At 67.9% G+C, this 26,070-nt stretch carries 25 protein-coding genes; 7 read left to right on the forward strand and 18 right to left on the reverse strand.

What is annotated here, in order from left to right:
- Nucleotides 1-70: 70 nt before the first annotated feature.
- From CP982_RS13800 to CP982_RS13810, 3 genes are all read right to left on the reverse strand, one after another.
- The gene (locus tag CP982_RS13800; RefSeq protein ID WP_221514951.1) at nt 71-799 is read right to left on the reverse strand and encodes an HAD family hydrolase; all 729 of its coding nucleotides are present in this window, start codon (nt 797-799) and stop codon (nt 71-73) included.
- A gap of 77 nt (nt 800-876) precedes the next feature.
- Nucleotides 877-3,306 carry a phosphoribosyltransferase gene (locus CP982_RS13805; RefSeq protein WP_229878901.1) on the reverse strand — a complete coding sequence of 810 codons (2,430 nt, stop codon included), beginning with the start codon at nt 3,304-3,306 and terminating at the stop codon, nt 877-879.
- A gap of 41 nt (nt 3,307-3,347) precedes the next feature.
- Nucleotides 3,348-4,514: an HpcH/HpaI aldolase/citrate lyase family protein gene (locus tag CP982_RS13810; RefSeq protein WP_150510805.1), complete on the reverse strand. Its 1,167-nt coding sequence runs from the start codon at nt 4,512-4,514 to the stop codon at nt 3,348-3,350.
- A 353-nt stretch (nt 4,515-4,867) separates the two neighbouring features.
- Here CP982_RS13810 and CP982_RS13815 point away from each other — a divergent pair, with 353 nt between their 5' ends.
- Nucleotides 4,868-5,800: a TerD family protein gene (locus CP982_RS13815; protein WP_150510806.1), complete on the forward strand. Its 933-nt coding sequence runs from the start codon at nt 4,868-4,870 to the stop codon at nt 5,798-5,800.
- 19 nt (nt 5,801-5,819) lie between these two features.
- Here the strand turns inward: CP982_RS13815 and CP982_RS13820 are convergent, their stop codons facing one another.
- The 4 genes from CP982_RS13820 to CP982_RS13835 form a co-directional block, all read right to left on the reverse strand.
- Nucleotides 5,820-6,560 (reverse strand): TerD family protein, encoded by a 741-nt coding sequence (locus CP982_RS13820; protein ID WP_150510807.1) that lies wholly within the window; start codon nt 6,558-6,560, stop codon nt 5,820-5,822.
- A 239-nt stretch (nt 6,561-6,799) separates the two neighbouring features.
- Entirely contained in the window at nt 6,800-7,948 is a 1,149-nt protein-coding gene (locus tag CP982_RS13825; RefSeq protein WP_150510808.1) for a DUF475 domain-containing protein, read from the reverse strand.
- A gap of 127 nt (nt 7,949-8,075) precedes the next feature.
- On the reverse strand, nt 8,076-8,651 hold the full coding sequence (locus CP982_RS13830) for a TerD family protein (protein ID WP_150510809.1): 576 nt from the start codon (nt 8,649-8,651) through the stop codon (nt 8,076-8,078).
- A 335-nt stretch (nt 8,652-8,986) separates the two neighbouring features.
- On the reverse strand, nt 8,987-10,165 hold the full coding sequence (locus CP982_RS13835) for a helix-turn-helix domain-containing protein (protein ID WP_150510810.1): 1,179 nt from the start codon (nt 10,163-10,165) through the stop codon (nt 8,987-8,989).
- 161 nt (nt 10,166-10,326) lie between these two features.
- Here CP982_RS13835 and CP982_RS13840 point away from each other — a divergent pair, with 161 nt between their 5' ends.
- The 3 genes from CP982_RS13840 to CP982_RS13850 all read left to right on the forward strand — a co-directional run bounded on the left by CP982_RS13840 (nt 10,327) and on the right by CP982_RS13850 (nt 12,123).
- The gene (locus CP982_RS13840) at nt 10,327-10,569 is read left to right on the forward strand and encodes a hypothetical protein (RefSeq protein ID WP_150510811.1); all 243 of its coding nucleotides are present in this window, start codon (nt 10,327-10,329) and stop codon (nt 10,567-10,569) included.
- Nucleotides 10,570-10,869: 300 nt separating this feature from the next.
- Nucleotides 10,870-11,382 carry a hypothetical protein gene (locus CP982_RS13845; protein WP_150510812.1) on the forward strand — a complete coding sequence of 171 codons (513 nt, stop codon included), beginning with the start codon at nt 10,870-10,872 and terminating at the stop codon, nt 11,380-11,382.
- 72 nt (nt 11,383-11,454) lie between these two features.
- Nucleotides 11,455-12,123 carry a class I SAM-dependent DNA methyltransferase gene (locus CP982_RS13850; protein WP_150510813.1) on the forward strand — a complete coding sequence of 223 codons (669 nt, stop codon included), beginning with the start codon at nt 11,455-11,457 and terminating at the stop codon, nt 12,121-12,123.
- A gap of 56 nt (nt 12,124-12,179) precedes the next feature.
- Here CP982_RS13850 and CP982_RS13855 read toward each other — a convergent pair whose 3' ends face one another.
- From CP982_RS13855 to CP982_RS13890, 8 genes are all read right to left on the reverse strand, one after another.
- Nucleotides 12,180-13,586 carry a DUF3987 domain-containing protein gene (locus CP982_RS13855; protein WP_150510814.1) on the reverse strand — a complete coding sequence of 469 codons (1,407 nt, stop codon included), beginning with the start codon at nt 13,584-13,586 and terminating at the stop codon, nt 12,180-12,182.
- Between the two features lie 403 nt (nt 13,587-13,989).
- Nucleotides 13,990-14,763 carry an Lsr2 family DNA-binding protein gene (locus tag CP982_RS13860; RefSeq protein WP_150510815.1) on the reverse strand — a complete coding sequence of 258 codons (774 nt, stop codon included), beginning with the start codon at nt 14,761-14,763 and terminating at the stop codon, nt 13,990-13,992.
- 519 nt (nt 14,764-15,282) lie between these two features.
- The gene (locus CP982_RS13865) at nt 15,283-16,194 is read right to left on the reverse strand and encodes a hypothetical protein (RefSeq protein ID WP_150510816.1); all 912 of its coding nucleotides are present in this window, start codon (nt 16,192-16,194) and stop codon (nt 15,283-15,285) included.
- A 15-nt stretch (nt 16,195-16,209) separates the two neighbouring features.
- Nucleotides 16,210-16,560: a hypothetical protein gene (locus CP982_RS13870; RefSeq protein ID WP_150510817.1), complete on the reverse strand. Its 351-nt coding sequence runs from the start codon at nt 16,558-16,560 to the stop codon at nt 16,210-16,212.
- A gap of 28 nt (nt 16,561-16,588) precedes the next feature.
- On the reverse strand, nt 16,589-16,852 hold the full coding sequence (locus tag CP982_RS13875; RefSeq protein WP_150510818.1) for a helix-turn-helix domain-containing protein: 264 nt from the start codon (nt 16,850-16,852) through the stop codon (nt 16,589-16,591).
- A 535-nt stretch (nt 16,853-17,387) separates the two neighbouring features.
- Complete coding sequence (locus CP982_RS13880) at nt 17,388-17,891, reverse strand: hypothetical protein (protein ID WP_150510819.1); 504 nt, start codon at nt 17,889-17,891, stop codon at nt 17,388-17,390.
- Complete coding sequence (locus tag CP982_RS13885; protein ID WP_229878900.1) at nt 17,888-18,058, reverse strand: helix-turn-helix domain-containing protein; 171 nt, start codon at nt 18,056-18,058, stop codon at nt 17,888-17,890. Before CP982_RS13885 ends, CP982_RS13880 begins: the two co-directional genes overlap by 4 nt.
- Nucleotides 18,059-18,131: 73 nt before the next feature.
- Nucleotides 18,132-18,668, reverse strand: a complete 537-nt coding sequence (locus CP982_RS13890; protein ID WP_150510820.1) for a hypothetical protein — start codon at nt 18,666-18,668, stop codon at nt 18,132-18,134.
- A 147-nt stretch (nt 18,669-18,815) separates the two neighbouring features.
- On the opposite strand from CP982_RS13890, the gene CP982_RS13895 reads away from it, so the two are divergent.
- Entirely contained in the window at nt 18,816-20,018 is a 1,203-nt protein-coding gene (locus CP982_RS13895) for a tyrosine-type recombinase/integrase (protein WP_150510821.1), read from the forward strand.
- A 140-nt stretch (nt 20,019-20,158) separates the two neighbouring features.
- Here CP982_RS13895 and CP982_RS13900 read toward each other — a convergent pair whose 3' ends face one another.
- The 3 genes from CP982_RS13900 to CP982_RS13910 all read right to left on the reverse strand — a co-directional run bounded on the left by CP982_RS13900 (nt 20,159) and on the right by CP982_RS13910 (nt 21,926).
- Nucleotides 20,159-20,734 carry a TerD family protein gene (locus CP982_RS13900; protein WP_144003241.1) on the reverse strand — a complete coding sequence of 192 codons (576 nt, stop codon included), beginning with the start codon at nt 20,732-20,734 and terminating at the stop codon, nt 20,159-20,161.
- A gap of 148 nt (nt 20,735-20,882) precedes the next feature.
- Nucleotides 20,883-21,350, reverse strand: a complete 468-nt coding sequence (locus CP982_RS13905) for a peroxiredoxin (protein ID WP_150510822.1) — start codon at nt 21,348-21,350, stop codon at nt 20,883-20,885.
- A gap of 144 nt (nt 21,351-21,494) precedes the next feature.
- Nucleotides 21,495-21,926 (reverse strand): DUF3052 domain-containing protein, encoded by a 432-nt coding sequence (locus CP982_RS13910; protein WP_058845858.1) that lies wholly within the window; start codon nt 21,924-21,926, stop codon nt 21,495-21,497.
- A 424-nt stretch (nt 21,927-22,350) separates the two neighbouring features.
- On the opposite strand from CP982_RS13910, the gene aceE reads away from it, so the two are divergent.
- The gene (gene aceE, locus CP982_RS13915) at nt 22,351-25,098 is read left to right on the forward strand and encodes a pyruvate dehydrogenase (acetyl-transferring), homodimeric type (RefSeq protein WP_150510823.1); all 2,748 of its coding nucleotides are present in this window, start codon (nt 22,351-22,353) and stop codon (nt 25,096-25,098) included.
- A 107-nt stretch (nt 25,099-25,205) separates the two neighbouring features.
- Nucleotides 25,206-26,036: a potassium channel family protein gene (locus tag CP982_RS13920; RefSeq protein ID WP_150510824.1), complete on the forward strand. Its 831-nt coding sequence runs from the start codon at nt 25,206-25,208 to the stop codon at nt 26,034-26,036.
- The last annotated feature ends 34 nt before the right edge of the window (nt 26,037-26,070 follow it).

The following is a 26,070-nucleotide window of genomic DNA, read 5'->3' on the forward strand; positions in this document are numbered from 1 at the left end:
CGGTCCGCACCGGCAACCATCCAGCCCGTCCGGCGTTTGAGGACGAGGCCGAAGGCCGGTCAAGTCCGGGTCACTCCGACAGGAAGCGCCGCGCGATCGACTCCCCCGCCGCGACCCCGGCCTCCGGCACCACCACGAGCCCCGGCGCGGTCCAGCCGATGTCGGCCAGCTCCCCGTGCGAGGGCCGGAAGGACCGGTCCGCCGCGGCCAGCAAATCCGCGTCGAGCAGCGAGTCCCCCGCAGCCAGCGTCTCGTCGGCCCCGACCCGCCGCGCGACCTCGCGCATCGCCGCGCTCTTGGTGAGCGGCCGCGGCACGGCGTACACCTTGCGCCCCTGGAGCGAGACGGTCCAGCCGCGCATCGCCGCCCACTCGCCGAGTTCCTTGACCCAGCCGTCCGGCAGCAGGGCGCGCTCGACGACCAGATAGGCGAAGAGGTCCTCGGCGACGCGCTCCTTGAGCAGCCAGGCCGGGTCCGCGGTGCGCAGCAGATGGGCGCGGACCTCCTCCAGGGGGGCGCAGTCCGCGGCGATGCGCCGGTCGACGGCCGCGCGCCAGTCGGGGTCGGGGACCCCGTCGACGAGCAGGTGGCCGCCGTTGGCGCAGATCGCGTACGCGGGCGCGGGCCCGGGCAGGTGGATGCGCGCGTACTGCTCGCGCGTCCGCGTGGTCGTGGGCACGAACACGGCGGCCCTGCCCAGCTCCGCGAGCAGCCCGGCGGCGGTCTCCGTGACGTACGACAGCGGCTTGCCCTCGTACACCTCGACGCACAGCAGGCGCGGCGCCTCGGCGTCGGGCATGCGCAGGCCGAGCGCGGCTGCGGAGTAGATGAGGGTCCGGTCGAGGTCGCTGGCGACGAGACGGACGGACGTGGCGCTCACGCTCCGGTCACCGCCTTGCCGTCGGCGCCGGTCGCCCCGCGCGTGTACTGGGGGTGGATGAGGCCCACGCAGGTGTACGGGAGTCCGTCCACCTCCTCGACGGGCACGCCGCGCTGGGCGGCGAGCAGCCGGACGTGGTCGAGGTCGGCGCCCGCCCCGGCCCTGGCGAGGATCTTCCACGGCACCCGGCGGAGCAGCACGCGCGTGGTCTCGCCGACGCCGGGCTTGACGAGGTTCACGTCATGGATGCCGTACTCCTCGCTGATCCGCTCCACGGCGGCCCAGCCCTCCCAGGTGGGGGTGCGGTCGGCGGCGAGGACCTCCTTGACCCGCGTGTCCACGGCGTCGCCCACCTCGTCGAAGCGGGCGGCGATCGCGTCCACGAAGTCGACGGAGACGTCGGCGGCCGCGAGCTCGCGGTAGAACTTCGCGCCGTGGAAGTCGTGCGCGCCGACCAGGTCGGCGCGCAGCACGGTGCGCGAGACGAGGCCGGAGACCGTCGAGTTGAGGCAGGCGGAGGGGATGAGGTAGTCCTCACGGGTGCCGTACGTGCGCACGCAGGAGCCCGGGTCGGCGAGCACGGCCATCTCCGGACTGAAGCCGGTGACGCCCTCGGCCGCTTCGAACTCCCGTATCGCGGCGGCGAGTTCACGGGTGATGGCGCCCTTGCCGGTCCAGCCGTCGACGAAGACGACGTCGGCCGGGTCGTGGTGCGCGGCGAGCCAGCGCAGGGCGTTGGCGTCGATGCCGCGGCCGCGCACGATGGACACCGCGTAGTGCGGCAGGTCGAGGCCGTGGCGATGCCGCGCCCAGCGGCGCATCAGGACGCCGACCGGGGTGCCCGCGCGGGCCAGGGAGACGAGGACGGGGCGGGGCGAGCGCTCGGCGATGACCGTCTCGGTGACCGTGCCGACGGCCCCCGCGATCCGGGCGGCGGAGGTGTCGAGCGCGGCCCGGAACAGCTCCTGGTACTGGGCGCTCGGCTGGTACTCGACGGGCAGCGACTCGGCGTAGTGCGCGCCGCCGCTCTGGATGGCCTCCTCGCGCTCCTCGGTGGGCGCTTCGAGCGTGACCTCCGACAGGTCCTGGAGCAGCCAGCCGACGTCGTCGGGCGCGTACGAGGAGAAGGCGGGGCCACGGAGGGGTGCTGGCAGCACGGACGGGGACCTTTCGGGTGCGTACGAGGGCACGACGGCGAGCAGCACGTGCCCGGTGTGCGCGGAGAGCCGGGCGAGCAGCCCGTCGGGGGCGTGCAGGGCGGGCGTGTCGGCGGTGGAGTCGACGACGGCGACGACCGCGTCGAAGCCGCCGCCCGCCACGTTGTAGGCGTAGCGGTCGCCGGGCCCGTCGGCCGGGTCGTCGTGGGCGGGGAAGACGAGCCGGGTGCGGATGGCGTAGCCGGGGTCGTCGACGGCGAGGACGGGCGAGCGGGTGGTGGTGGAGTAGCGGACCTCCGCCCGGTCGCCGAGGTACCCCTCCAGGGCGGCGCCGAGCGCGAGCGGCGCGTACATCAGCTCCTCGAAGCCGAGGACGAGGACGCGCCGGGCGCCCTCGGGCAGCGCCCGCGCGAGCCGCTCCGCCATGCCGGGAAGGGCGGCGGCCAGGCGCGCCCGGTGCGCGGGCGTGAAGCCGTGGCGCCCCCCGTCAGGGACGCCGTCGGGCCAGGCCAGGGGGGCGCGGGTGACGGGGGCGCGCTCGGCGCGCGGCGCGGGCAGGGCGTCCGCCGCGCCCTCGTGCTCCTCGACGAGGGCCTGCCCCTTCTCCAGGACCCCCTCCGGCAGCCGCACCGTGCCGGACGCGAGGGCCACCAGGTCGACGCGGGCGCCGATCTCCGCGGCGAAGGCGTCGAGGCGGTCCCGGTCGGCGGGGGCGCGCATGTCGACCAGGGCCACGATGACGTACCGCTCGCGCGGGAAGCGCGCGTGCAGGGCGCGGACGGTGTTGAGGACGGTGTTGCCGGTGGAGAACTCGTCGTCGACGAGGACCAGGGCGCCCGCGCCCGCGAGCAGCCGCGGGTCCTCGGGGAGCAGCAGGTGCGAGGTGGCGTGCGAGTGGGACTCCTCGAAGCCGCCCGCGCGCGCCGCGCCCGCGACGGGGCGGCGCGTCGAGTGCAGATAGGGGGCGTCGCCGACGCCGTCGGCGACGCAGTGGCCGAGGCCCGTCGCCGTCTCCGCGTAGCCGAGGACGACGGCGCGCGCGCACTCCTCGGGGCCGAGCAGCTCGCGCACCCGCAGGCCGAGCTCGTACCCGGACCGCCGGACCACCGACGGCAGCTGCGGCACGTGCTTGCCGAGGACGTTCGACACCAACAGATGCGCCCGCTTGGGGTTGCGGCGCAGGGCGAGCCCGAGCAGTTCCTTCAGCCGTCCGTCACCGTCCAGCTCGACCCCGAGCCGCTCGGCGACCCACGTACCCGACCACACCACGTCTTCCGTCTTCCTTACGTCTACGTCTATGTCTATGTCCGTCACGAGGGCAGCCCCGCGCTGAGCAGCTCCACGAAGCCGACGTCCTCGCGCGCGACGCCGAAGACCTCGGCGCGGCGCAGGGTCCGCTCGGCCCAGGCGCGGTGCGGCTTCACCTCGTTCATCTTGTTCGTGTACGCGGAGCGCATGACTCCGCCGCCGTCCCGCTCGGGGCGCAGGATGTCCCGGGCGTCGCTGTACTCCTCGTGGCTGACCACGGACAGGGCGTGCACGGGCATGACGTGCGAGGGGTGGATGCAGGTCTTGCCGAGCAGGCCGTTGGCCCGGTCCAGCTCGATCTCGCGGAGCAGGCCGTCGAGGTCGTGCTCGATCAGGGCCTGGCGCAGTTCCTCGGCGCGGACCTCCAGGAACGGGCTCTGGCGGAGCTGCGGCTTGAACATCCGCTCCTGGACGCGGAAGTACTCCCACACGGGCCCGGTCACGATGAAGCCGGTGCCGTCGGCGCGGCCGAGGTGGTTCACCACGTCGGCGATGACGGAGGCGACGATCTGCACGTCGTACGCGGTCATGTGCGGGGGCCTGCGCAGGCCGTAGGCCGAGCAGAAGTCGGTGACGCCGAGCCGCAGCGCGAGCACCCGGTCGCGGTACTTGTCGACGGTGCGGGCGATCCCGGTGATCGTCTCCGCGCGGCTCTCCAGATGGAGCAGCTGCGGCGATTCGAGGACCGGCATCGCGAACAGGCGCCGCCCGCTCGCCGCCTCGGCGGCGGCGAGCGACTCCAGGAACGGAACGCCCCGTTCCTCGGTGAACTTCGGCAGTACGAATCCGGACAGGAGCCGGATCGCGGGGCCGAGCCTGTGGGTCAGATCGAGGATCTGCTCCGGGGCGCGGACACGGATGAAGAGCAGCGGAGGCTCGGCGTCCGGGCGGGCGGCGAGATCCCGGAAGTGCCGGACCAGATTCTCCTCGGCGCCCACGACCTCGGCGTCGTCGATGGAGTCCTCCAGACAGATGACCATCGAGATCACGCCACGCCCTGCCTGCTTGAGGATGTCGTCGGCCAGCTGCGGCCGCGTGGCCGGGCTGTACAGCGTCGCGCCGAGGGCGGCGGCGATGAGCTGCGGCGGGGAGTCCGCGGTGAAGGCATACGGCTCCCTGTGAAAGAGGCGCTCTCGCACCTCTGGGGCTATGTGCCCGAAGTGACGCATGGGGTTCCCCTGGGATTCTCCTGATTTCGCCCGCATCGCGTATGCGATCCGAAGATGTGGCCGGTAATAGTACGTAAGGGCGAGTGTCCAGGGTTCCCCTCGGGCATGAAATCCAGGTAACCCGGCCATGTCGTACACCTCGGCACCACACCGGCACAGTCGGATGTCATAGGACAAGGGATCCCAAGACGGCGTCAAGGGGCAATCAACGGAGATTCAAGACGCACGAGTGTCCGAAAAGAAGCGGTCGGTGGGAGAGGTCTGCGGGCCGGTGGTCCGGGGAAGGCCCGAGTCCGGGACGGCCCCCGGGCCCCACGTTGTCCCGGCCCGGACGAGGAAGGCAGGATGACGGCATGACGCACGCGATGTTGAAGGGGTCGAACGTCCCGCTGGAAGCCACCGCGGTCCGCGCGGTCCTGCGCTGGACGCTGAGCCAGGGCTCCCCCGTCGTCGACGCGTCGGCGCTGCTGCTCGGCACCGACGGCCGGGTGCGCTCCGACGAGGACTTCGTCTTCTACAACCAGCCGCGCCACCCCTCGGGGAAGGTCTGGCGCCTGGGCCAGAAGCGCGTCACCGAGGGCACCGCCGTCCATCTGACCGACACCGTCCAGGCGGACCTCGCGGGCCTCGACCCGGCCGTCGACCGCGTGCTCGTCGTCGCCTCCGCCGACGACGTGCCCTTCGAGCAGGTGCGGGAGCTGCGGATCCTGCTGTACGACGCCGCGCCCGGCGCCACTGGAGCCGCCGAGCCGCTCGCGTACTTCGACATCACTCCGCAGACCGGCGCCGAGACCGCGCTGATCTGCGGTGAGCTCTACCGCCGCGGCGAGGGCTGGAAGTTCCGCGCCCTCGGCGAGGGGTACTCCAACGGCCTGGTGGGCCTCGCCACCGACTTCGGCATCTCCGTGGACGAGTCGGAGGCCGTGCCCGAGCCGACCCCGGACGCCTCGCTGCCGCGCGGGCCCGGCGCCGCCGCGGGACCCCCGGCCGCCCACCCCGCGCGGCCGCTGCCCCCGGCACAGCCGCAGCCGTCCGCCTCCTACCCGGTCGCGCCGCCCGCGCCCGCCGTCGCTCCCCAGCCTGCGTACGGCTACCCGCCCGAGCCGCCGCGCCACCCCGCGCCGCAGCCCGCCTACGGCTATCCGCAGCCCGCGGCCGCGCACGTCACCCAGCCGCCGGTGGCGCCCCAGCCGGCGTACGGCTATCCGCATCCGGTCGCGCCCGTGCCCGTGCCCGACCCGAACTTCCGGATGCCGCCGCAGGGGCCGCAGTTCCTGGCGCGCTGAGCGGGGCGGGGGCGGCCGCTCAGCCGACCTTGGACTTGTAGCCGCGGCCCCACTGGAGGCCCCAGCCGTAGAGCCGGTCGAGCTCGGCCTGGAAGCCGTAGACGAACTTCACCTCGCGGCGCACGAGCAGCTCGTCCTTGACGTTCTCCAGGAGGACCACCGCGCAGGAGCGGGCCTGCGGCTGGCGCTCGTCCAGGTCGATCTCGATCCGCGGCCCGTTGCTGGGGTAGAGCGTGATCTTGGCGTGCGTGCGGTCGAAGGCCGGGGTCTGGTCGTAGATGTAGACGAACACCAGGAGCCGCTTGATGGACTCGCGGTGGTCGAGGTTGACGTACAGCGTCTCGCCGGTCCCGGAACCGAACCGATCGTCGCCGCTGCCCTTCACATAGGGCGGCGAGTTCAGGCTCCCGAAGAAGTTGCCGAGCGGCTGCACCACGCCCTTGGTGCCGTCCGCCAGCTCGTACAGACAGCCGAGGTCGAGGTCCACATTGACCATGCTCTGGGTGTGCGCCTGGACCTCTTCGGGCTGGAACAGCTTGAAGGGGTGGCGCAGCAGTCCGCCGCCGCCGCGCTTCTTGCCGATGAGGTCGGAGGTCCGCATCTGCCAGGACAGGTTGACGCGGAGGTTCCCCGTGGCCGCGCCCTGTTTGGTGAGCGAGACCATCGGATGCCGCTTGGTCAGCTCGATGGCGTTCGTCGCGGCCGCGCCCGCCGCGAAGTCCATCGCCCGCCCGGGCCGCAGACCGTCGAAGAAGCCCATGCCTACCCCCCACTCGATGCCCCGGTGACCATCCGCCCGCGCCCCCGGGGCGACCGGGGATTCGCACCCCAACAGCCGCCCCGCACAAGAGAGTTCCTCACCGGAGGCGGTGTCACACGTCTCTTTCAGTGATCCGGATCTCACCGTACGGGAGCGCACGCACGCCACTGGCGGCGCCCCCGTGCGCCGGGGACGCCGCCAGTGCGGTGCTCGTGGTCCGGGCCGGGGCCCGGGGCCGGTCAGACGCCCGAGGAGAGCTCAGCCTTCTCGTCCGAGCCCGAGCCCTTTCCCTCGGCCGCCGCCAGCGCCCTGTTGCGGCGCACGGAGGACCAGAAGGAGGCGCCGATGAGGATGACGCCGATGGAGCCGGTGATGAGCTCGTGGATCTCGTACTGGATGGTGACGAGCAGCACCACGGCGAGGGCGCCGATGGCGTAGTGCGCGCCGTGCTCCAGGTACACGTAGTCGTCGAGGGTGCCCTGGCGGACCAGGTAGACGGTGAGCGACCGGACGTACATCGCGCCGATGCCGAGGCCGAGCGCCATCAGGACGATGTCGTTGGTGACCGCGAAGGCGCCGATGACGCCGTCGAAGGAGAACGACGCGTCCAGGACCTCCAGGTAGAGGAACATGAAGAACGCGGCCTTGCCGGAGAGCTGGATCACGGAGACCTGCTTGCCCTTGGCCCTGGCCTCCTCCTCGGCCTCGTGCTCGCGCTCCTCCTCTTCCTCCAGCTTGTTCTCGAAGTAGCTGGAGAGGCCGCCCACGATGAGGTAGGTGATGAGACCCGCCACGCCGGAGATCAGGACGGTCTCCGCCTTGTCGGCGTGGGTGCCGCCGTGCTGGTGCGCGTGCTTGGCGAAGGTCATCGAGGAGACGAGCAGCACGATGAGCGCGATGCACACCGACAGCATGTCGACCTTGCCGAGCTTGGCCAGCGGGCGCTCCAGCCAGCCGAGCCACTTGATGTCGCGGTCCTCGAAGACGAAGTCGAGGAAGATCATCAGCAGGAACATGCCACCGAAGGCGGCGATGGACGGATGCGCGTCCGTGACCAGCTGCTGGTACTGGTCCTTGTCGTTGAGCGCGAGCTTGACCGCCTCGATCGGGCCCATACTCGCGCTGACCGCGACGATCACGACCGGGAAGACGAGGCGCATGCCGAACACGGCGATGAGGATGCCGATCGTGAGGAAGATCTTCTGCCAGAAGGCATTCATCTTCTTCAGGATTCCGGCGTTGACCACCGCGTTGTCGAAGGACAGCGAGATCTCGAGGACGGACAGGATCGCCACGATCCCGAACGCGGTCCACCCCCCGAAGAGCACCGCTGCGACCAGGCCGAGCGCAGTGACTGCGAACGACCAGCCGAAGGTTTTCAGTACCACTGGCTACCCAATCGTGTGTGTACGGGCTCCCCCGCGCCGTCCCCGGCCGCTTGCGCCGCCCGGGGGCATCCCGGGAACCCCGGCGGGCCGACCACGTCAGCCGTTTGGGGAACCTGGGCAGAGTCCTTTAGGAAACATTGACTCCGAAGTCTAGAGCGATGCCCCGGAGACCGGACGCGTACCCCTGGCCGACGGCGCGGAACTTCCATTCGCCGCCGTACCGGTACACCTCGCCGAAGATCATCGCGGTCTCCGTGGAGGCGTCCTCGCTGAGGTCGTAGCGGGCGAGCTCCTGGCCGTCCGCCTGGTTGACCACGCGGATGAACGCGTTGCTGACTTGGCCGAATGTCTGTCCCCGGTTGTCCGCCTCGTGGATCGAGACGGGGAAGACGATCTTGTCGCAGTGGGCCGGGACCTTGGACAGGTCCACGAGGAGCGACTCGTCGTCGCCGTCGCCCTCGCCCGTGAGGTTGTCACCGGTGTGCTCGACGGACTCGTCCGGGCTCTTCAGATTGTTGTAGAAGACGAACCACTCGTCGCCCAGGACCCGGCCCGACTGGCACAGCAGGGCGCTGGCGTCGAGGTCGAAGGGGGCTCCGGTGGTCGAGCGAGCGTCCCAGCCGAGTCCGACCATCACCTGGGTGAGGTCGGGTGCGGCCTTGGACAGGGAGACGTTCCCTCCCTTGGCGAGTGTGACGCCCATGATCGTGTCCTCCCCGGGGTGGTGCCTGCCGTTGGGCTGCCGCCGCGCCCGGGCCGGCGGCCCGGGCGTGACGGCGGGTCTTGCGGTGCCGAGCGCGTCCGGCGCCGCACACGGGTGTGCGGCGCCGGACGGCTTGGACTTGCGGACTGCTCGGCTCAGACGTTGACGCCGAAGTCCGTACCCTACCTGATCAGGGCTTATAGCACCCCTGATCAATAGAGCCAAACGGCCAGGTCAGAGCCTACATGCCCCAACTACTCTTCGGGGCGTTCCGGTCTGTTTCCGTTGCTTTGTGGGCACCGTGCTGACTTGGTGCTGACTCCTCATGCCAGGCACTAGACCTTGATCCCTGACAGCTTCGACAGCCTCAACAGGTCCGCGTTGCTCCTGCGGTGCAGGGACGACAGCACGCGGAACACCTCCCGCCCCATCGGATGGATGCGGGCGAACTGTGGGGCGACATTCCATGCGATCGACAGATTCTCCAGGGCGCCGTCACGGTCCCCTGTGTCGAGCTGCGCCCGTGCCGCGTTGATGTACGTCGGCGCCACTCGGGTAGCAGGCATCCCCGCCAGAGCGGAGGCGAGGTCATCAGTCAGGGCCAGGGCTTCATGTGGCCTGCCGAGGTCCACACAGGTGGCCAATCGGTGCGTGAACACGTTCTGCGGGCCGACCGTCAGGCCGTGTACGTCCAGTTCGCGGCTCATCCCTTGGGCGGTAGCCAGAGCCGACCTGATGTGTCGCTCTGCTTCCCGCTTCGCTTCCTTCTTGTCCTTGAGCCTGCCTGCCAGGGTCATGCCGCGAAGGTTGAGGATGCATACGGCGATGTCGCGGTCGGTGCTGTCGAGTGCTCCCTGGGCCTTGGCAATGGCCCTGTCCACGAGGCTGAGCCCGCGTTCAACGTCTCCGAAGTTCAGGTACGTGCCTGCACGGTCCCGGGCCGCTACAGCTTCACCCAGCGGGTTTGGTTGCTGTTCGACGGCCCATCGCTGCCGAGTCACGGCCAGCTCTGCCATGTCCATCCAGCGATGCCGCGCGGCGAGCCAATAGACGGTGCTGTAGACGTCCGCGAGCACCATCCAGGCTTCGGGAGTGTTCGCGGCGTGTGCGTGCGTCGTGGCGTCCCTCAATAGCTGGGGAAGCATAGGAAGGAGCTTGGCGACATCGACCTTCTTGCGGTACCTGTCCGCCGCACCCATGGCGGCGCTCAACCTGCTTTCCTCGACCGCCCCACGGTCGGGCAGGTCGTAGTCCCTGATGGCCGCTCGCAGGTCTTCCAGTGGCTGCTTCGCACGTCGTGCAACCGATGACGTTCCCATTACCTCGGCCATGGACAGTCCCATGGGTTTGCCGACCGCAGCCGCTACCGCAGGCGTAAGCGTGCGGTCCCCGACTTCGATCTTGGAGAGAAGAGAGACCGAGATACTTGCTTTCTTAGCGAGCAGGGCCTGTGACCAGCCGCGTTCCTTTCGGAGCGCCGCCAGATTGGCGCCGGGGGGGAGATCAGTGCTCATGGGCTCAGTCTTCCTCGCGGAAATGGGTCCTGTCAGCCATCGTCACAGGTGGTACGGGTCCCCGCACACCCGATGTGCAAACTCTGTGCAAGTTCCGTTCCGTGCAGGGGCGTTGACTGTGTGTAGATGCCAGTCACCGACGATGCGACAAGGCGGAAGCGATGAGACAGGCAACGGAGTGGGAGCCCGGCACCCCGGTGTTCGATAAGGGCAGTCAACTGGTTGGCGTTGTCGCCAAGCAGCAAGGGTCGAAAGTGACCTTGAAACGACCATCCGGGCTTCGCTGGGAGACTCGCGCCGTTGCCGTCCGCGCGGCGAGTGACAGGGAGAAGCTTCAACTTAAAGCACTGGCCAGGCATAACCGCAACGTGCGCGGCCTCGCCACCATCGGCGGCAGGCGATGAGCCGGTTACGGGGCTGGAGGGTCACCCACGACGGGGCCTTCTGGGGCGGGGTCCTGGCCCTGCTGACGTGGGGAACCGTCGTTGCGCTCCTGGTCATGGCCGCTGCCGGGAAGCTCACCCCAACACAACCATGAGTTCCCACTCCCCGCTGGCTAGGTGAGGCTCCCCAGCGGAGAGCGGGGCACAACGCCCGGCCGGTCGCACGCCACCGTGAAGCGGAGTCGGCCGGTCGGGTCAGCAAGTGCGGTACGGCCCGGCCATTCGGCCTAGCTGCCTCCACCACCAAGGGAAGGGAAGCGCATGACTGTCGTACTGGACAGCCCCACGCGGACACTGCTCCGCGACCCGGAGACGCTCCTCAACGCGGTACGCCCGCACATCAGGGAGTACACGTACAACGTGCTGGAGAGCCCCGGATCGGTAGGCGTCACCATCTGGGAGCGCGAAATCAAGCTTCTGATGCGGGACAACGTCATGGTGCGTGACATGGCGGAACGCATCCTCGGGCAAGCGATCGCGTACACCCTCACGGCCATGGAGCGCCGAGACGTGCACATAGGCGTGGGCAAGACGGTGGACATCGGCGTCCATCAGCTCATCCTCGACACGCCCGTCTACTTCGCGCTCTGCGAGGTCTACAACGGCGGCAAGTACAAGCACCACGCGCCACTGATCGAACGCCGCAGGGACGGGCTTGTGGGCCGCACTGCCGAAGTCATCCGAGAGAACGGGTTCGCCGTGGATGAGGAGCTGTGGGCCATGGATGACCCTGACTGCTCGCCGTGCGACGACAAGGTGCCCGACAGTCACTGACCCCCGCTAGAGTCCCCTGCCCCGCACAATGGGGCAGGGGCCCAACCTCAACTAGGCGCAAAGGAAGCTCTGTTGGCTGCTCAGCACAACATCGACAACGAACGCGAACTCTGGGACCAGTACGCCAACAGCAAGAGCGTGCAAGGCTCAGTCAACGACTCGCCCCCGGTCTTCTGCTGGACGCAGTACCAGGGGCATGGGCCGGGGCCGGAAGTGCTGGGGCAGCCAACAACCGCTCTTGAGATCGGATGCGGCACCGGACGGGCCGCCGCGTTCCTCGCGGAACAAGGCGTGAAAGTCACAGGTGTTGATCTCTCACCCGTCATGGTGGACAACGTCACCCAGCGGTGGGGCTCGCTCGGTGCTCGGTTCGTCTGCGCGGAGGTGCTGGAGCACCTGCGCGAGAACCCGGAGACGTACGAGGCGATCTATTCGATCTTTGGGGCGGCCTGGTTCGCCGACCCCGCGCGCCTCTTCCCCTTGGTGGCGCAGCGGCTCACTCCCGGCGGAGTCTTCGCGTTCTCGCAGCCCCCCGCCATCCCAGGCGCCTACGGGCCGCAAGGCATGTACAAGGGTGGGTTTGCGGGGAAGGCGCTGTTCACCTACCGCTACAGCTACACCCCACGGAAGTGGGAGAGCCTGCTTCTGCGGGCCGGGTTCGAGAAGGCGGAAGTGTGGGTTCTCGACGCCCCTGAGCCTGACCACATCGGGACCTTGATTGGTCGTGCTGTGCTGAGCTGAGCCGAAGCAAAGCAAGAACGCCCCGGCCATCCTGGCCGGGGCGTTTCTTTGGTTGGTTAGAGGAGTGCTCGGAAGGGGTTGGCGTCGAGCGGTTCCGGGCGCTTCGGTTCGGGCGCGGGCTCCGGGGCCTGCCTGGGAGTCGAGCGGTAGGCGTCCATGCGGACCACCGTGGCGCGGTTCTGCTCACGCTGAGAGTTGGCCGGCCGCGACACAGAGCGACGGGAATCGTCACCGTTCAGGTCACGCTCCGCGCTGGCCGGCTGAGCCTTTGAGTGACCGGAATCGTCACCGCGGAGCGTCAGGACCGTTTTCGGGCGACCGGTCTTCCCTTCCCGTTCCACGGTCACGACGATTCCGGGGAGTGCCTTGACCTCTTCGGCCGTGGCTCCCACGTACGGGAGCACCTGGGAAGAGGTAGCCCGACCGCCGTGCAGTTCGATCCGGGCGCGGACCTTGTCAGCGAGGCTGAGCGGCTGCCGCTTCACCTTCGGAGCGTCGGTTCCCTTGGTGATCCGTACGGCGTCCTGGACGGAGCGGCGCACGAGCGAGAACGCGGCCGACAGCATTTCGTCCGTGATGATCTCAGAGCATTCGGAGGCCGCGAGGCAGGCGGCCACCCTGAGCGTCTGCTCTGCGGTGCGTTCGATGAAAACGGCCTGAGCTTCCGGCAGAGTCTCGCCCAAGATGCGGGCGTACCGGCGGACGGTCCGCCACAGCGGCCGGGCGTCCTCGGAGAGCGTGATCACGCGGGGGCGGGCGGTGGCCCACCCGTAAGCGTCGGACAGTTCGGAGCCGTCCACCTTCGGCAGGCTCACGCGGTCGTCATCGAGCATCGGAACCGATCCGAGCAGGAACGGCAGGATGCGGTTGTAGGAGCCTCCGGCCGCGTCAGACGCACCGATGTACTTGACCCATTCCGTGGGCGTGATGTGGCAGTGCATCACCAGGGCCGGGGACTCGACTACCTGAGCCTCTTCCTTGGTGGTGTTGCGAAGCGGCGCCCCATCGAAGCAGGACCGGAGCTTGCCTGTGTAGGACGCATCCCGTTTCACCCTGCGAAGCGTTTCGCTCCACTCCTCCTCACATACGAACGCCCTCACATCACGCCCGTGTTCGGTCTCCTCCGTGGCCTCCTGTTGCTCCCACAAGTGGTTGACCAGACTGGCCCCGGACGTGATCCCGGAAGTCGTATGCGTCGCCAGGAAGCGACCCAAGCTCTTGTCCAGGACGTGAAGCGCGGCCCGCAGCGCGGAGCCTTTCCCCCTGCCCGTTCCGGCGACCAACGCACTCCACAGGAGTACGGGCCGGGCGGAGCCACGGGACGACACCTTGACCGTGCCTCCGATGGCGGCCGACCACATCGATAGGGCGGCCACGTACACCCCCAGGGCGTCCGCTTCCAGGAACGGGGAGATCTTGCGGACGGCGCGGCCGATGGGACCGTACAGAACGGGGGTGTTCATGCTGCCTGTGCTTCCTCGTGAGTTGATTGGTTGTGGGCCGGGGTGGCGTTGCGCCAACGGCCGTTGTCCTTGACCTGGGCGTCTGGGTTGTTGCTGTTCGGCAGGCACAGGGGAACGGTGTCTCCACCATCGGACGGGATCACGGCGGCCCGGGTCCGGGCGTCCCTGGCTCCGCCTACCTCCGCAGTGCGCTTGACCTGAGCCACGGTCACGGGATCGGTGGTCACGATCCCCGTACGGCTCTTGCCCCTGGGGGTAGTCCACGTGACCCAGCTTCCCGGCGCGTAGTCGCGCTTGCTCGGTTTCGCTCCGGCCCCGTAGCCCTTGGCGCTCTTCCACAGGGCTGAGTCAGTGGGCCGGGGGTGATGGCCACGCCTGGCGGCCGTCACCGTGGGCGCGGCGCTCAGGCCGCTACCGCTTTTCCCTCCGCTGCGTCCTGGTGGGCCAGTTCGTAGGCGTGACGTACCTGCATCGGGACACGTCCCTGCACGGGGAGGTTGGGCCACCCGTTCTCGCGGGCCCATGCCCGGATCACACGGTTACGCTCCCGATCGCTCATGCCCGACCGATCGACTTTGGCAGGCTCAGGGAGCGGGTCACCACCTACGAACTCACCGGAGAGAACGGCCGACTTGAAGCGGCCCGGCTTCCGCACGTCCATGCACGGGATGCCACGCTCGGACGCGTCCCGCAGCTTGTGGCCGTTGCGCTCCCCACCCTCACCCAGGATGAGCAACACAGTGGAGTCATCGGCACGGCCCACCACCTCATAGCCAGCGTGGCGCACCGCGTCACGGGCCGACTCCCAGTCGTACCCCGGCACTTCACCCGCCAGCATCACGGATCGCACAGGGTCAGGCTCGTTCGCTTCCTCGCTCACGTCCTCCGCATCGCGCTCCGACTCGGCAACGGGTGACGGATCAGCCACGGGCACGGGCTCAGGTTCGGGAGCCACGATCACAGAGTCAGACTCAGGCTCCGACTCGTCAGCGTCCGGCAGACCAGCCCCCAGGGCATCTACCAGGTACCGGCCGAACGTAGCCGCGTGTTCCGTGCACAGGTCCCACGCACGGGCTCCCAGGGTCAGCGTGTCCGTGGCCTCTTGCTCGCTTCCATCCCGCGCTATGTGGGCATCGCACACGGTCTTGAGGACGGGCACGAGAACGGTCTTACGCATGACGCACGAATCCTTAGATAGGGCGGAATGGGGAAGTCTCAGAAGTGGCCGGAGTGAGTCTCTAACGGCCTCCGCAGTCGATCTTGCGGAACTGATTCCATCCTGCCCCACAGCAACCCCGAAGCAAGCCCAATTATGCGTGACCTATATCACAATCGTGCATTTTCATTTCAATTCAAGGGTGGGGGTAATGGACGTTAGATAAACAATAGAACCCACCGGGGGTGCCTTCCTTCCATCGTGTACGGGTATCAAATTTTCCAGGCTCGATACATTTCCTCTGGCTCGCCCCTGCCGGGCGGGTTCGGCGGTGCAGTGCGGGGCATTTTGGGCCCTGATGGGTGGAATGTGAGTGAGGTCCATCACTCTTTTCGGGTCTGGCGTCACGGAAATGCAAGATGACACCTAGCGGCCCTGAAGTGGGGCGAATTCCATCACGGTGAGCCGATGGCCGGCACTGCGGAGGGTGAACGGGAACGGGCCCCCACCTCGTCGGCAGGGGCCCGAACTAATCCAGAGTTAGGCCGCGGTGGCCCATTCCACGGCGGCCTTGACGATTCCCTTGGTCGGCTTGGACTCATCAAAGGTATTGTCGGCCTTCTTGGCGTCCAGCTCCGGATAGCGCACGATCTTCCCGCCGTACAGGTGGAGGGTGTCGATGTAGTCGGCCCGGAACTTCTCCGACTGGCCCTCACGGAAACCGGTGAACTGGGAGGCGAAGGTGGCGAATGCCTTGTGTCCGGCCACGATGTCCACGCCCTTGGGCATGGCGGTGGTAGAGGCCACGGTGAACCCGCCCAGGCGCGCTACGACGCCGTTTGCGGTCACACCACCCTCACCATAGGCGGCGGCATTGGCAACGGCCGGATGCTCCACGAGGTAGCGCTTCACGCGCGGCGAGACGACCACGAACCGGCCTGCGGGAACGTCGTTCTCGTCCAGGGCCAGCATCATGTCCAGGATCGCGCCGTACATGGCAGCAGGGGCATTCCCGGCCGTCGCCTTGATCTTCGGCAGCTCCGTGGCGCCCTTGGAGATCACATTGCCCATGAACGTGTCGGCCTCCCGGGCCAGGGCACGGATCATCTGCTGATTGATCGGGGAGTTCATGCCCCCGGCCGCCTGGTACTGCTCAACGGTCTCAATGAGGACCTGAAGATACTTAGCCTCCGTGATCGGAAGCCTCTGATCCACGGTCTCCGGCCGCTGCGCGGTCATGCCTTCGGCAATGGTGTAGTCCCCGACCGTGGGGCGCATGAGCGAGTTGATGTGGACGACATCGCCCATCTTCTGAATGGTGCCCTCGTAGTCGTTGTTCGCCACGAACGGGGCCGCCCACACCAGCAGCGGGTCAAACTGGGTGAGGAGTTCGGCATCCCACAGCTCCGGAACGAACGTATGAGTGGCGGGGTTCTGGTAGGCAAAGGTCATAGGGGTACTCCGGGGTTATCGGTTGCGGATGTCGAGAGAAACGCCGGGGGTAGGCCGGAACGGCGGACCCGGGTAATAGCCCATGCCCTGGATCTGCGGGAACTCAGGCTCAGCAGGCTTCAGCGGCTCAAGGGCCTTCGCGATGGCCTCGGCTGACGGAGAGCCGTCCTCTCCCAGAAGCTTGGAAGAGTCCAGGTAATCGGTGAAGCCCTCAGCGAGCTTGATGCCCGCCTGGGCGGCATGGGCCTTGAGTTCGGCCTGTGCGAGCTTGGCCGCGTACTCGCGCCGCACCTCGGCCCGAACGGACTCGGAACCGTCGGCTGGCACCGGGGCCGCGGAATGGGAATCGGTCTGGTGGTCGCTCATTGATGTCTCCTAACTAATCGATCGGGTCTTAGGACGCCGGGGCATCCTCGCGGATCAAGGCGTCAACGGCGGTGGCCTTACGGCGCTGTTCGGTGTCGTCGCCGGTCATCAGCGAGAGCAGTGGCGCGCAGAGGTGGCGGGATGCCTGCACGAGCATCCGAAGGCTGGGGGTGGTCTCTCCGGACTCCCACCGGTAGATGGTGGAGGGAGCCACAACCATTTCGTCGGCCAGTTCCTCAACGGACAGGTCGAGAGTGATGCGACGGGCAGCGAATGCGTGACGATCGAACATAGGGAAATCCTTGCGGTTGGTTGCTGAAACGCGAATCTGTGAGCAAAAGGAAGACCCCGGCCACCAGAGGGTGGCCGGGGCTGGAGACACTGCGAGGAAACGCCTCTCCCTGTGCGTCGGTGAGACATCTGGCGAAACTCTCGGCGAGTCACGAATGTGGGACACAGGTCACGCCGTGGGGCGGCTTGTCCCCTCACTATTAATGTCGGTGTCCCCTATGCACCGAAGGGACACGAAACGGAAGGGAAGTTTTCCCTACCTGGTACGTAGGTGTCACTACGGACGACTGGTAACAGGGAATCAGAGAAGTGTTGTCGAGATCACCCGCCGCAGCGGGGAGGAACGGAATCCATGATCTGCCTTGGCTGGTAGAAGGTCATACTTGAACCCTGAGAAAGGCCAGCCTCAAAGGCTGGCCAACTCAGAGACTCAGGCTCAACCAGCCCAGGATCACTCGGTCAACAACCCTCGGTAGAAGTCCCTTGGTGAAACTCCCTTGTTGAAGAGCACTAGGTGAACATCACTAGGTAGTAGGTCAGCGTGACGTGTGGTCGTACTCCCTGGCCCTGGCCTTCATGTCCGTGAAGCTATGCCCGTGCTCGTGCCGGGGAATCGTCAGCCAGTGCACGTCGCAGTCACCCTTCCCCTTCGACTTGTGTTCCACCCACAGCCAGCCGTTCTCTCGGCCGTACTTGATGGCGCGGCCCACCGTGCTCAGCGACGCCCCGGAAGCCTCGGCTATGAGTTCCTGCGGAGCGCGAAGGTCCCGGCCGGTGTCGAAGGTGGCGAAGAACGACGCCGCCGCCAAGACGTGCTTGTACTTGCCCGCCACGTCAGGGCAGTTCCACAGGGCCCGTTCCCACTCGTAGCGGATAGCAGACCTGGGCTTGGGTGCCGAACTAATCAACCCTGGCTCGACACTCCCCTTCATGATCCGTTCGGCAGAACGTGAATCTCGGCGCGGGGCGGCCAGCGCCATCGGCTCAGCCCTGTCCCAGGGCGAGTGCTCGGAGAACGGGTCCGCGTCCGGGGCGATCATCGGGCCCCCTGCTCATCCAGCCAGCGATTGAGGTCATTTGGGCGGCAGCGAAGCGATTTCCCTACCCGCTTGAAAGGAATCGCCTCACGCTTCCAGTTGTCGTACACCCACGACTTCGGAACGCCCAGAAAATCAGCAACATCGTTAACGGTCATCAGCTTGGTCAACTAACCCTCCCGGCAAAGAGAAACCCCCGAGGGGCCTCGGGGGCTTGTGGGATATGAAATTGGCAAACTGCGGCTACCCGGAAGTGGAATCCAGGACGGCTTGAGCCTTCTCGGTCAGCTCGCCGCCAGCCTTTCCAGCCATCGAACTCAACAACCCGTCCCGACGGGCCTTCTTCAGATGGTCGCGGACCGTCTCCGGACGCCGCTCAATCAACCGGGCCAGCCAGTCAATCGGGCGACGCGCCCCGATGGTGGCCATCTGGACGTAGACGGCTGACAACATCACCAGGTAGGGCGCCGAGACGCCCTCAAGTTCAAGGAGCCGTTTGGCTGTTGCCCCTGCCTCCTCGACCATCTGCGTGATCTCCCGCGCCCCTTCTTCGAGGCTGGGGCCCGCTTCCTCGGCCGCTTTGACCGCTGCCGGGAGATCGAGCCTGCGGAGCACGGTGGTGGAGATCCCGCGCGCCACGTCGCGTGCCGGTGCATCTTCCGCCTTCTCGATGGTGATGCGCTGCGGGCCGCCCGTCACCGGACCGCTCGGCCACCACATGCGGATGTCCCATGCGCCCTGGTGCTGGGTGAACTCGAACCCACTCTCGTATGCCGTCATACTCCAAACCGTACCACGCACGGTGGTCCACCGACAGTTGACAGTAGATGGTGGCTCGTGATCAAACTGAAAGGGCCGGAGCGATCACGCCCGGCCCGACACGGCCCCGGCCGGTCGGCACTCTCGAAGAAAGAAGCGGAACCCTCAGTGGCGACCACGTTTCAGAAGTGCAAGAAGGACAAGGCCGAACCCTGCACCAAGGGCCGATGCGGGCACCCGTGGACCGTCCGCTACCGCGAGCCGGGAGGGCGCTCCGGCCGCCAGCGGGAGAAGACGTTCCCCAGCAAGAAGCAGGCCGAAGCGCACGGCAACCAGATGGAGGCGGACAAGCTCCAGGGCGTCTATCTCGACCCCGACCGAGGCAAGATCACCGTTGCGGCGTGGTGGGACGAGTGGCTGTCGGCTCAGATCCTCGCCCCCAACACCCTGCGGGATTACACAGGGTTCGCGGGCAACTATCTGATACCGACGCTGGGGCGGAAGACAGTCGCCGGGGTGACCCCGAACGATGCTCAGCGCGTCGTCAAGGCCATGGAAGAGGCCGGTCTCATGGCATCCACCATCGGCACTCGTGTGATCCCCATGAAGGCCATGTTCAAGGCCGCCGTGGATAACGACCGCATCGCCAAGGACCCGTGCCGGGGACTCAAGCTGCCCCGTGTCTCCTCCAAGGCTGTGGACCTGGACGAGATCCCCACGCTTCCGGAAGTCGTCCGGATCGCCGCCGAGATGCCAGCGGAGTACCGGCTGAACGTGTGGCTGATCTCCGGGGTGGGCGTGCGCCCCTCCGAGGCATTCGCCGCCTCCGAAGACTGCTGCCGGGGCGACGTGTACCGGGTGTACCGGCAGACCACCGAGAAGGGTGACGGCAAGGGCAACCGCAAGGGTCTCGTGCCGCTCAAGCACCGCGCGGCGGGTGACTACCGGGAAGTGCCGTTGGCCCGGTGGCTGGCCGGGGAGATCACCCGCCACACCGCCCGGCACGGCGTCCACGCGCTCCTGGGGGCCTCCGGGCTGTTCTTCGTCACCAAGGCCGGGGAGCTGCTGACGCACGAGGGCTTCTACTACCACTGGCGTCAGGTCATGAAGAAGCTCGGCCTGAAGTACAAGCCGCACGACCTACGCCACTTCTTCGCCTCCACCATGCTCGCCGCAGGCGTGTCCCTGCTGGAGGTCAGCCGCTGGCTCGGACACAGGTCCATCAGGGTCACAGCCGACACGTACGGCCACCTCGTGCCCGACTCCTGGAACCGGGGCCGCAAGGCCATGGAAGACGCCATGCGGCCACAGATGAAGGCCATCAAGGGCGGAGCGCCCAACGGGCCGGAAGAGGTCGCACAGGCCGCGTAGTCCGCACCTGAGCCGCACATGAAGAAGACCCCCCGAAGGTAAGTCGGGGGGTCTTCGTGCTGACCAGGCTAGTACCGTGCTGATTCCGTGCTGACTCAGCACCCCTCTACACGGCGTTTGCCCAGGTCAAGGGCCTGACTCTAGACGTTGACGCCGAAGTCCTGCGCGATGCCGCGCAGGCCCGAGGCGTAGCCCTGGCCGACGGCGCGGAACTTCCACTCCGCGCCGTGGCGGTAGAGCTCGCCGAAGACCATGGCCGTCTCCGTGGAGGCGTCCTCGGAGAGGTCGTAGCGGGCGATCTCCGCGCCGCCCGCCTGGTTCACGACGCGAATGAACGCGTTGCGGACCTGGCCGAACGACTGCTGGCGGTTCTCGGCGTCGTAGATCGAGACCGGGAAAACGATCTTCTCGATGTCGGCCGGCACCCCGGCGAGGTTGACCTTGATCGCCTCGTCGTCGCCCTCGCCCTCACCGGTGGTGTTGTCACCGGTGTGCTCGACGGAGCCGTCCGGGCTCTTCAGGTTGTTGAAGAACACGAAGTTGGCGTCACTGCTGACCTTGCCGTCGGCGTTCGTCAGAATGGCGCTGGCGTCCAGGTCGAAGTCCGTGCCGGTGGTGGTGCGGACGTCCCAGCCGAGGCCGATCAGAACTGCGGTCAGACCCGGCGCCTCCTTGCTCAGAGATACGTTGCCGCCCTTGCTGAGGCTGACTCCCACGAGTCCTCCCAAATAGTGTCCAGGGGCGGGGAGCCCCAGTTGTGCTTGCCATCGGATCAACGTGTGGATCCTAGTGAGCGGTTCCCGCCCGTCACAGGCTCCGCACCCGAAGAATCCCAGGGTGTCGCCCCCGGGGCCATCCGTCGCCTCAGCGGCCGCCCAGCTCCTGGAGGGCCTTGACGTACTCGTTGAGGTCGCGGGCGTCAGGCAGGCCGTTCACGACGGTCCAGCGCACCACGCCGTCCTTGTCGATGATGAAGGTGCCGCGCACCGCGCAGCCCTTGTCCTCGTCGAGGACGCCGTAGGCCCGGGACACCTCGCCGTGCGGCCAGAAGTCGGAGAGCAGCGGGTACTCGAGACCCTCCTGCTCGGCGAAGACCCGCAGGGTGTGGATCGAGTCGTTGGAGACGGCGAGCAGCTGGGTGTCGTCGTTGACGAACTTGGGCAGCTCGTCCCGCAGCGCGCACAGCTCGCCGGTGCACACGCCGGTGAAGGCGAACGGATAGAACAGCAGTACGACGTTCTTCCGTCCCCGGAAGTCCGCGAGCCGCACGGTCCGCCCGTGATTGTCCTTGAGCTCGAACTCCGGAGCCGTCTCACCGACCGCAACCGTCACGAGGACCCACTTCCCTTCAGGTACGCCATGGGGGCGTCCCCAGCGTACGGCGGGGCTCCGAGCCACGGGCGTCAGGGTGTGCGTGAGGCCCCCAGCGGTGTGCCGGGGGCCTCACGAAGGGCGGTGCGGAGGGCCTACGGCCGGCTATCGCTTCTTGGCAGCGCCCTTGGGCGTGCTGAGCCGACTGCCGTTCCAGTCCTTGCCCGCGTTGATGCTCTTGGTCTGGGACAGACCCGCCGTGGTGGATGCCTCACCGATCTCGCTGGGCTCGACGTATCCGTCCCGGCCCGTCTTCGGTGTGAGGAGCAGGATCGAGCCGCCCTCCTCCATGTACGCGATGGCATCCACCAGCGCATCAGTCAGGTCCCCGTCGTCCTCACGGAACCAGAGCACCACTGCATCAGCCACGTCGTCGTATTCCTCGTCGACGAGCTCCGTGCCGGTAGCCTGCTCGATGGCCTCGCGGAGCTCCTGGTCGACGTCGTCGTCGTAGCCGATCTCCTGGACCACCATGTCGGGCTGGAAACCCAGCCTTACGGCAAGGTTCGTCTCCGCGTGGTCCGCGGTCGCGCTCACGGATTGCCTCCTGATCATGTTTTTGGGAATGCCTTCAGCCACGCGCGTGCGCGGGGCATTGGCCGTAGTCCACACGGGCGGGACGGATCGCGCAAGTACCCGGCCGTCGAGACCGCCGAAACGGTGACGTTCCCGGCCGTGTCACCGCAACTCCCGCCACATCCGTCGGGCCCGGACGGCCCGCAGGGCCCTTAGGCAGGATGGGCGTATCGTTGCGATTTGACCGAGCCTACCCCAGGGTCACCAGTCAGGATCCCGGTTACCCCCCGGTAGAGATGACGTATCCACCACCGGGGTACACGATGGTGAACGTCGTAACGTACCGGTACAGCACACGTACAGCGCAAAACAGAGTCCAGAGCAGAGTCAAGGCAGAGCACGAATCCGATCGCGTGCACGCGCGACAACACAGCGAAGGAACAGCGTGGCTTCCGGATCCGATCGCAACCCGATCATCATTGGCGGTCTCCCCAGCCAGGTCCCGGACTTCGATCCCGAAGAGACCCAGGAATGGCTCGACTCCCTCGACGCGGCCGTCGACGAGCGCGGCCGCGAGCGGGCCCGCTATCTGATGCTCCGGCTGATCGAACGCGCACGTGAGAAGCGCGTCGCCGTGCCCGAGATGCGCAGCACGGACTACGTCAACACCATCGCCACCAAGGACGAGCCGTTCTTCCCCGGCAACGAGGAGATCGAGCGGAAGATCCTGAACGCGACCCGCTGGAACGCCGCGGTGATGGTCTCGCGCGCCCAGCGCCCCGGCATCGGCGTGGGCGGCCACATCGCCACCTTCGCCTCCTCCGCCTCGCTCTACGACGTGGGCTTCAACCACTTCTTCCGCGGCAAGGACGAGGGCGACGGCGGCGACCAGATCTTCTTCCAGGGGCACGCCTCCCCCGGCATCTACGCCCGTGCCTTCCTGCTCGACCGGCTGAGCGAGCAGCAGCTCGACGCCTTCCGGCAGGAGAAGTCCAAGGAGCCGTACGGCCTCTCCTCCTATCCGCATCCGCGCCTCATGCCGGACTTCTGGGAGTTCCCGACGGTTTCGATGGGTCTGGGGCCGCTCGGCGCGATCTTCCAGGCCCGTATGAATCGTTATATGGAGGCGCGCGACATCGCCGACACGACGAAGTCGCACGTCTGGGCCTTCCTCGGTGACGGCGAGATGGACGAGCCGGAGTCGCTCGGCCAGCTCTCCCTGGCCGCGCGCGAGGGCCTGGACAACCTCACGTTCGTCGTGAACTGCAATCTGCAGCGGCTCGACGGCCCCGTGCGCGGCAACGGCAAGATCATCCAGGAGCTGGAGTCGATCTTCCGGGGCGCGGGCTGGAACGTCATCAAGCTGGTGTGGGACCGCAGTTGGGACCCGCTGCTCGCGCAGGACCGCGACGGCGTCCTGGTCAACAAGATGAACACGACCCCGGACGGGCAGTTCCAGACCTACGCCACGGAGACCGGCGGATACATCCGCGAGCACTTCTTCGGCGAGGACCAGCGGCTGCGCGCCATGGTCGAGAACATGACCGACGACCAGGTCCTGCACCTGGGCCGCGGCGGTCACGACCACCGGAAGATCTTCGCGGCGTTCTCCGCGGCCAAGGCGCACAAGGGCCAGCCGACGGTGATCCTGGCCAAGACGATCAAGGGCTGGACGCTCGGCCCGAACTTCGAGGGCCGCAACGCCACGCATCAGATGAAGAAGCTGACCGTGGACGACCTGAAGCGCTTCCGGGATCGGCTGCACCTGCCGATCACGGACAAGCAGCTGGAGGACGGCGCGCCGCCCTACTACCACCCGGGCCGCGACTCCGAAGAGATCCAGTACATGCACGACCGCCGCAAGGGCCTGGGCGGCTACGTCCCGACCCGCGTCGTGCGCGCCAAGCCGCTGCAGCTGCCGGAAGACAAGACGTACGCGTCCGTGAAGAAGGGCTCCGGCCAGCAGTCCATCGCCACCACCATGGCGTTCGTACGGCTGCTCAAGGATCTGATGCGGGACAAGGAGATCGGCAAGCGCTTCGTGCTGATCGCGCCGGACGAGTACCGCACCTTCGGCATGGACTCCTTCTTCCCGAGCGCGAAGATCTACAACCCGCTCGGCCAGCAGTACGAGGCCGTGGACCGCGAGCTGCTGCTCGCGTACAAGGAGTCGCCGACCGGCCAGATGCTGCACGACGGCATCTCGGAGGCGGGCTGCACGGCGTCGCTCATCGCCGCGGGCTCCGCGTACGCGACGCACGGCGAGCCGCTGATCCCGGTGTACGTCTTCTACTCGATGTTCGGTTTCCAGCGGACCGGCGACCAGTTCTGGCAGATGGCCGACCAGCTGGCGCGCGGTTTCGTGCTCGGCGCGACCGCCGGGCGCACGACGCTGACCGGCGAGGGCCTCCAGCACGCGGACGGCCACTCGCAGCTGCTCGCCTCGACCAACCCGGGCTGTGTGGCGTACGACCCGGCGTTCGGCTTCGAGATCGCGCACATCGTCAAGGACGGTCTGCGCCGGATGTACGGCGAGACGGCCGACGGCAGGCCCGGCGAGGACGTCTTCTACTACCTGACGGTCTACAACGAGCCGATCCAGCACCCGGCCGAGCCCGCGGACGTGGACGTGGACGGCATCCTGAAGGGCGTCCACCGCTTCAAGACCGGTGAGCGGGGCGCCATTCCGGCGCAGATCCTCGCCTCCGGCGTCGCGGTGCCGTGGGCCCTGGAGGCCCAGCGCATCCTCGCCGAGGAGTGGAACGTGAAGGCGGACGTCTGGTCCGCGACCTCCTGGAACGAGCTGCGCCGCGAGGCCGTCGAGGTGGAGCGGCACAATCTGCTGCACCCCGAGGAGGAACAGCGCGTGCCGTACGTGACGCGCAAGCTGTCGGGGTCCGAGGGTCCGTTCGTGGCGGTCTCCGACTGGATGCGCAGCGTCCCGGACCAGATCTCCCGCTGGGTCCCGGGCACCTACCAGTCGCTCGGCGCCGACGGGTTCGGCTTCGCCGACACCCGGGGCGCGGCCCGCCGCTACTTCCACATCGACGCGCAGTCGATCGTGGTCGCGGTCCTCACCGAGCTGGCCCGCGAGGGCAAGGTCGACCGCTCCGCCCTGAAGCAGGCGATCGACCGCTACCAGCTCCTGGACGTGACGGCGGCCGACCCGGGCGCCGCCGGGGGCGACGCGTAACGCGCAGCGCCCGACCACCACCCCTCACCCCACGCGAACACCTCATCAGTGCGAAGGGCGACGGACCTGAGGTCCGTCGCCCTTCGGGCCTTTCCTACGATGCGCCCATGGAGGAAAAGGCCGCACAGCAGTCGTCGGCACAGGTCCGCTGGGAGCGCCGCACGCAACGTCCGCTGCTCGCCCTGGCCGTGGCCTTCGCCGTCGCCTACGCCGTACCGATAGTCAGACCCGAGGCGAGCGCGTCCCTGACGAGCGCCTGCACCGCGGTGGAGTGGTTCGTCTGGGGCGCGTTCGCCGCCGACTATCTGGTGCGGCTCTCCCTCACCGGGCACCGTGCGCGCTTCGTGCGCACGCACTGGCTCGACCTGTGTGCCGTGGTCCTGCCGATGATCCAGCCGCTGCGACTCCTTCGCCTGGTCGCGACGCTGCTCCTGGTGGGGCGGCGGGCCCGGATGGCGTCACAGATACGTCTGACCACCTATGTGGTGGGGTCCGTGATCGGCCTGCTGATGTTCGGCTCGCTCGCGGTGCTCTCCGTGGAGCGGGAGTCGCCGGACGGCAACATCAAGACCCTGGGGGACGCCGTGTGGTGGTCCTTCACCACGATGACGACCGTGGGCTACGGCGATCACGCCCCGACGACCGGGCTGGGCCGGGTCCTCGCGGTGGGCCTGATGCTGTCGGGCATCGCGCTGCTCGGTGTGGTCACCGCCAATATCGCGGCGTGGTTCATCGCCCGCTTCGAGAAGGACAACGTCGAGGAGCGGCGCCAGACCGCGGCGATCGAGGCCCTCACCACGGAGGTGATGGCGCTGCGGGCGCAGGTCGCCGCGCTGTCCGCGGGGCCGGCGTCCCGTCCGGCGCCGCGCCCGGTGGCGCCCCCGGTGGCCGACGAGGAGGCCGCCGCCCCGCCCGTGCCCCGGCCCCGCAGGCCCTGAACCCGCCTCCCGGCGGGCCCGGCGCCCGCGGGGC

Origin of the sequence: Streptomyces spectabilis (assembly GCF_008704795.1) — a bacterium.
Classification (GTDB): domain Bacteria; phylum Actinomycetota; class Actinomycetes; order Streptomycetales; family Streptomycetaceae; genus Streptomyces; species Streptomyces spectabilis.

Coding starts and splice junctions, on each gene's coding strand:
- CP982_RS13800 (WP_221514951.1), bottom strand. CDS start 799: ATGCCCGACGCCGAGGCGCCGCGCCTGCTGTGCGTCGAGGTGTACGAG.
- CP982_RS13810 (WP_150510805.1), bottom strand. CDS start 4,514: ATGCGTCACTTCGGGCACATAGCCCCAGAGGTGCGAGAGCGCCTCTTT.
- CP982_RS13815 (WP_150510806.1), top strand. CDS start 4,868: ATGACGCACGCGATGTTGAAGGGGTCGAACGTCCCGCTGGAAGCCACC.
- CP982_RS13820 (WP_150510807.1), bottom strand. CDS start 6,560: ATGGGCTTCTTCGACGGTCTGCGGCCCGGGCGGGCGATGGACTTCGCG.
- CP982_RS13830 (WP_150510809.1), bottom strand. CDS start 8,651: ATGGGCGTCACACTCGCCAAGGGAGGGAACGTCTCCCTGTCCAAGGCC.
- CP982_RS13835 (WP_150510810.1), bottom strand. CDS start 10,165: ATGAGCACTGATCTCCCCCCCGGCGCCAATCTGGCGGCGCTCCGAAAG.
- CP982_RS13840 (WP_150510811.1), top strand. CDS start 10,327: ATGAGACAGGCAACGGAGTGGGAGCCCGGCACCCCGGTGTTCGATAAG.
- CP982_RS13845 (WP_150510812.1), top strand. CDS start 10,870: ATGACTGTCGTACTGGACAGCCCCACGCGGACACTGCTCCGCGACCCG.
- CP982_RS13855 (WP_150510814.1), bottom strand. CDS start 13,586: ATGAACACCCCCGTTCTGTACGGTCCCATCGGCCGCGCCGTCCGCAAG.
- CP982_RS13860 (WP_150510815.1), bottom strand. CDS start 14,763: ATGCGTAAGACCGTTCTCGTGCCCGTCCTCAAGACCGTGTGCGATGCC.
- CP982_RS13865 (WP_150510816.1), bottom strand. CDS start 16,194: ATGACCTTTGCCTACCAGAACCCCGCCACTCATACGTTCGTTCCGGAG.
- CP982_RS13870 (WP_150510817.1), bottom strand. CDS start 16,560: ATGAGCGACCACCAGACCGATTCCCATTCCGCGGCCCCGGTGCCAGCC.
- CP982_RS13875 (WP_150510818.1), bottom strand. CDS start 16,852: ATGTTCGATCGTCACGCATTCGCTGCCCGTCGCATCACTCTCGACCTG.
- CP982_RS13880 (WP_150510819.1), bottom strand. CDS start 17,891: ATGATCGCCCCGGACGCGGACCCGTTCTCCGAGCACTCGCCCTGGGAC.
- CP982_RS13890 (WP_150510820.1), bottom strand. CDS start 18,668: ATGACGGCATACGAGAGTGGGTTCGAGTTCACCCAGCACCAGGGCGCA.
- CP982_RS13920 (WP_150510824.1), top strand. CDS start 25,206: ATGGAGGAAAAGGCCGCACAGCAGTCGTCGGCACAGGTCCGCTGGGAG.